This is a genomic window from Flavobacterium sp. XGLA_31, assembly GCF_051547105.1.
GTDB lineage: Bacteria > Bacteroidota > Bacteroidia > Flavobacteriales > Flavobacteriaceae > Flavobacterium.
On record NZ_JBPTTM010000003.1, the window covers coordinates 117,436 to 128,815 of the forward strand.

Consider the following 11,380-nt stretch of genomic DNA (forward strand, 5'->3'; position numbering starts at 1 on the left):
TTTGATTACGTTTTTGCGCATTATTTTTTTTAAGACGTGCTTGCCTATTCCTTAATAATAACAAAAAACCTGAGCTTTCGCTCAGGCTTTATTCGTAAAAAAGTATCCTCTATTTATTCTTTTAAAAACTTAGAGGTATATTTTTCATCACCCGAGTACACCTCAAGAATGTAGATTCCTTGTGATAAATTTTCAACATTCAGAGTATTGCCGTTTGGCGCTTGTGCTAAAACCACTTTACCATCTGTAGTTCCTATTTTAACTGATGTGCTGTTTGTATTGGCGGGCATTTTTATTTGCAACACATGACCAACCGGATTGGGGTAAACTGCTATAGTCTGATTTTCAAAAACAGGGGAAGCCAACCTGTCATCTTCTAATTTTACAACCCAAAAATCTTGTTGCACACCATGGTTTCCGGTAACATCACCATCAGTTGAATAACTATTATTAGCAATAAAATAATCCCCTTCTGTTGCGCCGACCTGAATGTCGACAGCATACTCGTTCCCGGTACCTCCCAACGATTTCTGCCACGCTATATTTCCGTCAGCATCAAGCTTAATCACCCAAGAGTCGTAACCTCCATGATTTCCGGAAATATCACCATCATTTGAATTACTTTGGCCGGCAATAACATAACCGCCATCTAAAGTAGTTTCAACCGTGAGGGCTAAATCACCATTGGTCCCTCCTAAAGATTTCTGCCATTGTATGTTTCCGACAGTATCCAATTTTACTACCCAAAAATCATAATCCCCGTGATTTCCGGTGACATTGCCATCTGTTGAAGCACTGAACCCTGCAACGATATACCCACCATCTGAAGCGTTTTGAACAGCAAAGGCTCTATCATCACCGGAGCCTCCTAACGCTTTTTGCCATTGCAAAACACCGCTGGCATTGATTTTTACCACCCAATAATCATAATAAAAAGAATGATTTCCCGATACATCTCCATTGTTGGAATAGGTAAATCCGGCCAGTACATAACCCCCGTCAGGAGTAGTTTGAATAGCATACGGAACCTCATTATTTGACCCTCCTAATGATTTCTGCCATTGTATATTTCCTGCTCCGTCCAGTTTTACCACCCAATAATCCGCTCCGCCGTGATTTCCCGTCACATTACCATTGTTTGAGTCACTATGCCCTGCCGCTATATAGCCTCCATCAGCAGTAACTTGAACAGTATAAGCCACATCGCGTCCCGAGCCCCCCAGAGATTTCTGCCATTGAATATTTCCTTCGGCATTAAGTTTTACAATCCAATAATCTTCATCGCCATGATTTCCGGTGACATCCCCATCATTGGAGTTACTGGTACAAGCCAAAATATAACCTCCGCCAGCAGTGTTCTGAATAGAGTATCCGGTGTCCCCAAAGGAGCCTCCTAAGGATTTTTGCCATTCTAAAACCCCATTGGCATTGAGTTTTGTTACCCAACAATCAGAGCCACCGTGATTAAGTGTCACATCGCCATTGTTGGAAACAACATCTCCGGCTAAAATGCAACCTCCGTCGGGAGTAATTTGTATCGTTTGGGCATAATCGTCAGCTGTTCCTCCCAAGCATTTCTGCCATTGTATGACCGGTGGTTGGGCTTGGGTATAAACTATCGATAAAAACAAGGCTAAGAAAGTGAGCGGTTGCTTCATGGGTTACTATTTAATGCCAAATTATAAAAAATATAATTACCCTATTAAATTAATCAAAAAAACCTGAGCTTTCACTCAGGTTTTACCACTATTCCATTTTTAATATTTTCTGTTCTCGTGCCAAAAGCGTATTCTTCAACAACATCGCAATGGTCATTGGGCCAACCCCTCCGGGAACCGGCGTAATGAAGGAGGCTTTTTTAGACACATGTTCAAAATCCACATCACCGGTAATGCGATAGCCTCTTAGGTCTTTATCGTCAGCTACACGAGTGATACCCACGTCAATGACAACCGCATCGTCTTTAATCATTTCGGCCTTCAGATAATTAGGAACGCCCAATGCCGTGATGATAATATCCGCCTGCGTGGTAATTTGGGCAATATTTTTAGTATAACTGTGCGTTAGGGTTACCGTGGAATTTCCCGGAAATCCTTTTCTTCCCATCAGGATACTCATAGGGCGACCCACGATATGGCTTCTCCCGATAACCACCGTATGTTTCCCTTGGGTTTCTACTCCGTATCGTTCTAATAATTCCAAAATACCAAACGGCGTAGCCGGAATAAAAGTAGACATATCCAAGGCCATTTTCCCAAAATTCTCCGGATGGAAACCATCTACATCTTTACTTGGGTCGATAGACATGATGATGTGTTGGGTATCTATTTGCTTGGGAAGAGGCAACTGCACGATGAAACCGTCTATAGCATCATCTTCGTTCAATTCCTTAATTTTCTTAAGCAGTTCGGTTTCTGAAGTCGTGCTGGGCATTTTGATTAAGGTGGATTCAAAACCCACGCGTTCGCAGGCTTTCACCTTGCTTCCCACATAGGTAAGACTGGCCCCGTCATTACCGACTATGATGGCGGCTAAATGAGGCACTTTTTCCCCATTGTCTTTCATTTTTTGAACTTCGGCAGCGATTTCATTTTTAATATCTTCCGATGTTTTCTTTCCGTCTAAAATTTGCATTTTGTAGTTATTTTGTGTGTTGTATATTATAAAAAAAGACGCGATTCCTCGCGTCTCTGTCTTATCTCATGCCTTTCATTCCACCCATCATGCGCATTAAATTCTTGCCGCCACCGCCTTGCATCATTTTCATCATCTTGCTCATTTGGTCAAATTGCTTCAGCAACTGATTTACCTGCTCTACTTTAGTTCCCGAACCGCGGGCAATTCTGTTCTTTCTTTTCATATCGATAATCGCCGGTTTGCTTCTTTCTGTTGGCGTCATCGAGTGAATGATGGCCTCGATATGCTTGAAGGCATCATCTTCAATTTCTACATCTTTCAACGCTTTCCCGGCACCCGGTATCATTCCTACCAGGTCTTTCATATTCCCCATCTTTTTTACCTGTTGAATTTGGGCTAAGAAATCATCAAAACCGAATTCATTCTTGGCAATTTTCTTCTGGATTTTACGGGCTTCTTCTTCGTCATATTGCTCTTGGGCTCTTTCTACCAAAGAAACTACGTCTCCCATTCCCAAAATTCGGTCGGCCATACGAGACGGATAAAACACGTCAATGGCTTCCATTTTTTCACCGGTACCGATGAATTTGATAGGCTTATCTACGACTGATTTAATTGAAATAGCCGCTCCACCGCGGGTATCCCCGTCTAATTTGGTCAAGATAACACCATCAAAATTCAACCTGTCATTGAAGGCTTTAGCAGTATTCACCGCATCCTGTCCCGTCATGGAATCTACCACAAACAAGGTTTCCTGTGGTTTGATTGCGGCATGTACATTCGCGATTTCGTTCATCATTTCTTCATCGATGGCCAAACGACCCGCCGTATCGACTATGACTACATTAAAACCATTGGATTTGGCATATTGAATAGCATTTTGAGCGATGGCAACCGCATTTTTGTTGTCGAGCTCTGAATAAACTTCAATACCAATTTGGTCTCCCACTACATGCAACTGGTTGATTGCTGCAGGACGATAGATATCACAAGCTACCAAAAGTGGTTTTTTGTTCTTTTTGGTTTTCAGGTAATTGGCCAACTTTCCGGAGAAAGTAGTTTTTCCTGACCCTTGCAACCCCGACATCAAAATAACCGATGGGGTTCCGTTTAAATTAATACCGGTGGCCTCACCTCCCATCAACTCGGTTAGTTCATCCTTTACAATTTTCACCATCAACTGACCTGGCTGTAACGTGGTTAATACGTTTTCACCTATGGCTTTTTCTTTAACTCTAGTGGTAAAATCTTTGGCAATTTTAAAATTAACGTCGGCATCCAACAAGGCGCGACGCACTTCTTTTAACGTTTCGGCAACGTTAACTTCGGTAATTTTCCCATGTCCTTTCAGGACGTGTAATGCTTTATCTAATTTTTCACTTAAATTATTGAACATGACGGTAAGCTGTTTTTAATGAAGTGCAAATATAAGTCAAAGTTAGCCAGCGTCAAAGTGAGTGACTTTGATATTTTTAAAATAAAAAAACCGACTTTCAGTCGGTTGTGATAGGGATTAAAAAAACGAAAATCAATTGGAATTCAACATTGTGAATTGATAAATAAAATAAGCAATAAAAAAAATAATGCTCCAAATCAATAATTGATTCACCCAATAGTTGGCTTTGGTCTTATCTTGTATAGGCACATCATTGCTCTCATTTCTAAACTCCTCACTGTTTAGAAATTTTTTATGGAAAATCTTCATTCTTGACTGTTCTTGTAATGTTTAAGGAGGCTAATTGTTTTTGGTAAAATTCAAATAATAGCATTCTCCTCCCCCTTCTTCATGTTTAAGCCGGACATACGTAGCGGTATACTCCTGCACCTGCCAATTTTCTTCTAACTCATGTAGGTACTGGTCTTCATATTCAAAATGCAAACTGAATTGCTGAGGACTACTGCCGGATTCTACGTCCCAATCCCCTTGTGTGTATATACTATTCTTAACAACCATTAGAGTTCCGCCGGAGTTAAAGGTGAAATTGTATCCGGTGTAATGGTATGTTTCATCAAAATTATTTTCAAAATAAGATGAAATTTTCCAAGTTCCACTGGTGAAAACATTTGCAAGCGAAGTTGTTCCTGAACCGGAATTACAGGCACTAACCGCCTCATCGATGGCATCTTCCAACTCTGAATTATTATGCACGGTAATGTCTCCCCCTCCTGATTTATGCATCTGGATAGGATACTGAATGCCTACTACTTGGGTAGTACTCAAATTATCCAAGAAATTATAGAATTGTTCATTCCCGGTGATACTCACTGTGCTGGCCACCTGATTATCCGTATTGTACAGATTAATTTTTATTGGAGTCGTATAGATAAAATCGACGCACTTTATTTCATGGTAAGCACTGTCATCTCCATAATGAGAGAGGATATAATCCAACTGTGTCTGACTGCTTACACTGTATTCCTCATAATTAGGATATATGAGAGTTATGGGATTGGAAAAATCAAACTGAACATCATCATTGTCATTGCTCGGACCGTTCAAATCTCTTGCTTCCTGAAAATCCTCAAAATCATTGGAATCAATAACATATACATACTGTCCGTTAACCATTGCAGAAATCGGTAACTTCATACTACAATAACTGGTTCCGTCGATTACATTGTCAGCGGAAGTTTCATATTGTGAAACTCTTTTAATCAAAGATGATATGGGAGATGACTTACTGAAATTGTTGGTAGTATCCTGAACCACACTCTCTTCCTCCTCCTGGCAAGACAATGTAGTAAAAGCTACAAGCGTAAAAACAAACCAAACAAAATTTCTCATAATTGTAACGTCAATTCGAAAGATAAAACAAAGTTGCAATAAAAAACCCTACTTTGAAAAAATATTTTAAATTTATCGCTCCAATATATCAACTTTAACCCAATGAGCCACGCAGATTCTGAAGGTATTTGTCAAGAATTAGTTTTCTCCCGTTTTTTTAAAGCCAATGTTAAGTCATTGCGGAATTATCTGTATTTCAAATTTGGGAACGAAGAAAAAGCCAATGATGTTACTCAGGAATCATTCATCAAGTTGTGGGAAAACTGTAAAAATGTTCCATTGGAAAAAGCCAAGTCTTATATTTATACGATTGCTAATAATGCCTCCCTAAACGAAATCGCACACCAAAAAGTAGTACTGAAATACGCCCAGAACAATACCGGAAAAGATCGAACTAACCTGAATCCGGAATTTTTGATTGAAGAAGAAGAGTTCAAGCAAAAACTGGAAAAAGCCATTGACAAACTTACCGAAGCCCAGAGAACTGCCTTTTTGTTGCATCGAATTGAAGGAAAAAAATACCATGAAATTGCCGAAATACTGGACATCAGCGTCAAAGCTGTGGAAAAAAGAATTCACGGAGCTTTAGTTTCTTTGCGAACGGACATTGAACAATTCAAGTAGGGTATTTTTACAACAAACTGTTTAACCAAACATAATGAAAGCAATGGAAGAAAATTACGAATTAGCAAAATGGCTGGCAGGAGAAATGTCGGAAAGCGAATTAGCTGCTTTTCAACGTACTCCAGAGTATGCTACTTATGCCAAAATTGCTGAGTTTTCAAGTCAATTGAGAACACCCGATTTTGACATGGATTTGTTATATCAAAATACCGTCAGCCATAAAAAACCAACCCCTAGAGTAATTTCGTTTTACCAATCCAAATGGATAAAAATTGCTGCAATTTTTGTGGTACTATTAGGCTTAACTTTTGTATGGAGCACCACTTCTGTCTCAACCGAAATTGCCGAAAACGGGAAACAAACTTCCTTTTCTTTACCCGATCAATCTGAAATTGTTTTGAACAGCGGATCTGAAATCCGATATAAAAAATGGAACTGGGACAACAACCGCAAATTAGATTTAAAAGGAGAGGCCTATTTCCGAGTAGCACACGGTAAAAAATTTGAAGTCAATACCAACTTAGGAACCGTGACGGTTTTAGGAACTCAGTTTAATGTAAAAGCCCGTGGCAATCGATTTGATGTAACCTGTTATGAAGGCCGTGTGAAAGTAGTGCACCACAATCATGAGGTAATCATCACACGTGGTACTTCAGTTACATTTGATGCGGATTCTTTTGAAAAAGGAACAGTTGTCAACTCTAAACCGGAGTGGACAGACAATCAGATTATTTTCAAAAAGGAAAAATTACAGCGTATTTTAGAAGAAATTCAAAGACAATACAACTGTGAAATTGTACTGAATTCGAAAAATAGCGAGCAATTATTCACCGGAACATTACCCTCTGATGATATAAAAACAGCATTAAATATAGTTTCTTCAACATATCACTTAAAAATCTCTAAATTTGAAACCAATAAAATTGTTTTAGAGGATTTTTAATGTTAAACCCAAACAAGCTGTTTTTTTTCATCTTACTGTTTTTCACCATGCTACCGATTCAGGCACAGCAGGGTCAGGAAGCCGTTTCTTTAAAACAAATTTTAGACGGAATCAGCATCAAAGAGAATGTAAAATTCAGTTTTATTGAAGAAGAAATTATTCTTTATACAATAGTCCCTCCCAAAGAAAAACTCCCTTTAGCCGAAAAAATAAGCTATATACAATCCAAAACCGGACTGTATTTCAAAAAAATAAATGCCAATTACTACTCTGTTTACAACAACCAAAAGCAAGACAAACCACTTTGCGGTTATTTGTTGGATACCGAAACACAGCTTCCGATTGACAATGCCACCATAAGCATCACAGATACTAATGTTGCTGTCTTTTCAGATGACAAAGGATTTTTTCAACTGCCGATTATTTCACCTAACAGCATTGAAATCAGCCATCTCAATTACGAAAAGATAAAAATAAAGCCCATAGATTTATACACCTCAGATTGTCCAAAAATAAAATTAACCCCCATTATTCAAAAATTGGAAGAAGTGGTCGCGCAACGTTATTTGACCACCGGGATTTACAAAAAAACCGATGGCAGTCTGGAAATCAAACCCACTAAATTCGGAATTCTACCGGGACTTATTGAGCCTGATGTCCTGCAAACCATGCAACAAATACCGGGGATAACTTCAGTAGATGAAACGGTTTCCAACATCAATGTACGAGGCGGTACCCACGATCAGAATCTGTTTCTTTGGAATGGAATTCGCATGTTTCAAACCGGCCATTTCTTCGGGTTAATATCGGCTTTTAACCCTTCTTTGGCACAAACCATTTCAATTACAAAAAATGGAAGCTCTGCCTTTTTCGGCGAAAGTGTTTCCAGTTTGATTGATATTACGTCACAAAGTAAAACGATTGAAAAAACACATTCCAGCATCAGCAGCAATTTAATCAGCGCTGAGTTTTTTACCAAAATAAAGCTTTCAGACAAAGCTAATTTTGTTTTTTCGGGCCGACGTTCCCTGACCGATTTTTTTGCCTCACCAACGTATAAAAACTATCGCAACAAAGTTTTTCAAAACACTATAGTGACTAACTTGAATAGTAATCAGACTATCAATTTTAACTCAAATGAAACTTTTTATTTTTACGACTTCACAACGCAATACCAACAAAAAATAGGTAAAAAAAGCGACCTTACCATTGACGGTATCATGATAAAAAATTCACTGTATATCAATCAATTCACCACAGACACAAGCAAAAACAGTGATTTGGGGCAAGAAAATTTCGGAGCCACCGTCAATTGGGAAACCAAATGGAATGCAAAGAATACTAGTCAATTTCAGACTTATGTTTCCAACTATTCACTGGTTTCCAAAAATGAATCCATTGAAAATAATCAAATTTTAAATCAAGAGAACAAAGTACTTGACTATGGTCTGCAAATCAGAAATTCGCATAGGCTTTCCAAAATACTGACCTTCAACAATGGGTATCAGTTTGATGAAATAGGGGTAACAAATTTTGATGAAATCAACGCTCCGTTCTTCTCTAGAAAATCAACAGCGGTATTGCGCAATCACGCTTTAATTGCTGAGGGTATTTTTGAAACAGAAAATAAAAAAACTTTTTTGAAAGCGGGAGTTCGAGGCAATTATTTTGCCAAATTCAAAACCTTTTTGATAGAGCCACGACTACAGTTCAATCAAGCGCTGAGTAAAGTGCTTCGCCTGGAAATTCTGGGGGAACGTAAGAGTCAAACGCTTTCACAAATAATTGACCAACAACAAGATTTTTTAGGCATCGAAAAACGTCGTTGGACACTAGCGAATGACGGCTCTGTCCCCATTCAAAAAAGCCATCAGATTTCGCTTGGATTCACTTTTACCAAGAATAATTGGCTGGTAACTTTGGATAATTTTTATAAAAAAATAACAGGCATTACCACGAGCAGCCAAGGCTTTCAAAACCAATTTGAGTTTGTCAAATCAAGCGGGGATTATCAGGTTTTGGGAACAGAAATTCTGATACAAAAGAATTTTGGAAAATTTTACTCCTGGATGAGCTACAGTTACAATGACAATAAATACTTTTTCCAATCGCTCTCGCCCATGGAATTCATCAATAATTACGAACTCAAACACAGCATTGCTTGGGCCGGGATTTATGAATGGAATACTTTAAAATTGGCTTTGGGTTGCAAATGGCACAGCGGAAAACCGATTACCACACCGATATCATCAACTGCTATCGAAAACAATCAAATCGTTTACAATTCTCCGAACAGTGAAAAACTGGATGCTTTTTTCCAGTTGAATTTTTCCGCCTCAAAAGACTGGAAGCTTAGCGACAAATTGGCTTTACAGACTAATGTTTCCGTTTTAAATATTTTAAATACCAACAACAGTATCAATCGGTTTTACCGTGTAAACAATGCAAACAATAGCATTGAAAGCCTGACAACTCAGGCCCTGAGTCGGACGCCAAACGTTAATGTAAAACTGAGTTTTTAGCCAAAAACAAAGAGCCGGATAACCGACTCTTTAATATTACATTCTTTCCGGAACTTCTATTCCTAACAGTTTGAACGCAGCCTGTATCGTATCTGCCACCTTTTTAGAAAGTTGTACTCTGAAGATTTTCTTAGTTAACTCTTCTTCCCCCAGAATTGAAACTGTTTGATAAAAAGAATTGTATTCTTTTACCAAATCATAAACATAGTTGGCAATCAAAGCCGGACTGTGATTATGAGCCGCATTCTGAATAATTTCAGGAAACTGCTCAATGATTTTTAATAATTCTTTTTCTTTCCCGTGCAATTCTAATTCTTTAATGTCAACTGACAAATCAAAATCGGCTTTACGCAAAATTGATTGTATACGAGCATATGTATATTGAATGAACGGTCCGGTATTCCCTGCAAAATCAACTGATTCTTCTGGATTGAACAAAATTTGCTTTTTGGGATCTACTTTTAAAATGTAATATTTCAAGGCCCCTAAACCAATTGTTTTGAACAACTTTGCCTTTTCTTCTGAAGAATATCCTTCGAGCTTACCGAGTTCTGTAGCAATATTACCGGCAGTTGTTGTCATTTCTTCCATTAAATCATCAGCGTCCACTACCGTTCCTTCGCGTGATTTCATTTTTCCTGATGGTAATTCCACCATTCCATACGATAAGTGGAACAAGTTTTCTGCCCAGTCAAAACCAAGTTTTTTCAGAATCAGAAACAATACTTTGAAGTGGTAATCTTGTTCGTTTCCAACAGTATAAACCATACCGCCTACATCCGGAAAATCTTTGACACGCTGAATGGCTGTTCCTATGTCCTGAGTCATGTAAACGGAAGTTCCGTCGGAACGCAGCACTATTTTTCTGTCTAAACCATCCGGGGTCAAATCAATCCATACAGAACCATCGGGATCTTTTTCGAATATGCCTTTTTCCAAACCAAACTGCACCACTTCTTTCCCGAGTAAATAGGTATTGCTTTCATAGTAATAACTATCAAAATTGACACCCAGATTTTGATACGTTTGGGCAAAACCATCATAAACCCACTGGTTCATTTTTTTCCAAAGTGCCATAACTTCGGGGTTACCGGCCTCCCAATCCAAAAGCATTTGTTGCGCTTCCAAAATCACAGGAGCCTGCTTTTTAGCTTCCTCCTCCGTTTTGCCTTGTGCCATTAACGCATTGATTTCGGATTTGTATTGTTTGTCAAACTCTACATAATAATTACCGACCAATTTGTCTCCTTTCAAACCGGTAGATTCAGGTGTTTCGTTTTTACCCGATTTTTGCCAAGCCAACATCGATTTGCAAATATGAATCCCGCGGTCATTGATAATCTGGGTTTTATATACTTTTTTCCCGGAAGCCTTTATAATTTCCGCAACGGCATAACCCAATAAATTATTACGAACGTGACCTAAGTGGAGCGGTTTGTTGGTGTTGGGAGATGAATATTCCACCATCACCGCCTTATCATTTGGAGAAGGGGAAACAAAACCGAAGTTTGGGATATCTTTTATTTCATTAAAAAAATGAAGATAGTAAGCATCCGAAACCACTATATTCAGAAATCCTGAAACTACGTTGAAACGGGTGACTTCGGCCACATGAGCAGTCAAGTAGTTCCCAATTTTAGTTCCAATTTCAATTGGATTGCCTTTGATCACTTTCAAAAGAGGAAAAATCACCATCGTAATATCCCCTTCAAAATCTTTACGGGTCATTTGAAATTCGACCTTATCAATCGGAGTATCAAACAGTTTTTCGACAGCAACTTTGATATGTTGTTCTAAAATTTGGGAAAGTTTCATCGTTATTTCTTTTTGGTGGGCAAAGATAAACATTAGAAAAGAATTTTTTAGCGA

Annotated in this window: 8 protein-coding genes; 3 read left to right on the forward strand and 5 right to left on the reverse strand. The window is 38.5% G+C overall.

Annotated elements, in window-relative coordinates; genetic code table 11:
- Positions 1-113 precede the first annotated feature (113 nt).
- The 4 genes from ACSVH6_RS07110 to ACSVH6_RS07125 all read right to left on the reverse strand — a co-directional run bounded on the left by ACSVH6_RS07110 (position 114) and on the right by ACSVH6_RS07125 (position 5,422).
- Positions 114-1,658, reverse strand: a complete 1,545-nt coding sequence (locus tag ACSVH6_RS07110; RefSeq protein WP_438076963.1) for a T9SS type A sorting domain-containing protein — start codon at positions 1,656-1,658, stop codon at positions 114-116.
- Between the two features lie 88 nt (positions 1,659-1,746).
- Entirely contained in the window at positions 1,747-2,634 is an 888-nt protein-coding gene (locus tag ACSVH6_RS07115) for a bifunctional 5,10-methylenetetrahydrofolate dehydrogenase/5,10-methenyltetrahydrofolate cyclohydrolase (RefSeq protein ID WP_438076965.1), read from the reverse strand.
- Positions 2,635-2,695: 61 nt separating this feature from the next.
- Positions 2,696-4,033 (reverse strand): signal recognition particle protein, encoded by a 1,338-nt coding sequence (ffh, locus tag ACSVH6_RS07120; protein ID WP_438076967.1) that lies wholly within the window; start codon positions 4,031-4,033, stop codon positions 2,696-2,698.
- A gap of 339 nt (positions 4,034-4,372) precedes the next feature.
- A complete protein-coding gene (locus ACSVH6_RS07125) occupies positions 4,373-5,422 on the reverse strand; it encodes a hypothetical protein (protein ID WP_438076968.1) in 1,050 nt (349 codons plus the stop codon).
- Positions 5,423-5,524: 102 nt separating this feature from the next.
- On the opposite strand from ACSVH6_RS07125, the gene ACSVH6_RS07130 reads away from it, so the two are divergent.
- From ACSVH6_RS07130 to ACSVH6_RS07140, 3 genes are read left to right on the forward strand one after another with little or no spacing between them, the layout of a single operon-like run.
- Entirely contained in the window at positions 5,525-6,046 is a 522-nt protein-coding gene (locus tag ACSVH6_RS07130; RefSeq protein WP_438076970.1) for an RNA polymerase sigma factor, read from the forward strand.
- A gap of 34 nt (positions 6,047-6,080) precedes the next feature.
- Positions 6,081-6,989 carry a FecR family protein gene (locus tag ACSVH6_RS07135; protein ID WP_438076972.1) on the forward strand — a complete coding sequence of 303 codons (909 nt, stop codon included), beginning with the start codon at positions 6,081-6,083 and terminating at the stop codon, positions 6,987-6,989.
- Between the two features lie 47 nt (positions 6,990-7,036).
- Complete coding sequence (locus ACSVH6_RS07140) at positions 7,037-9,511, forward strand: TonB-dependent receptor (RefSeq protein WP_438076974.1); 2,475 nt, start codon at positions 7,037-7,039, stop codon at positions 9,509-9,511.
- A gap of 36 nt (positions 9,512-9,547) precedes the next feature.
- On the opposite strand, the gene argS is transcribed toward ACSVH6_RS07140, so the two are convergent.
- Positions 9,548-11,326 (reverse strand): arginine--tRNA ligase, encoded by a 1,779-nt coding sequence (gene argS / locus ACSVH6_RS07145; protein WP_438076976.1) that lies wholly within the window; start codon positions 11,324-11,326, stop codon positions 9,548-9,550.
- Positions 11,327-11,380 lie beyond the last annotated feature (54 nt).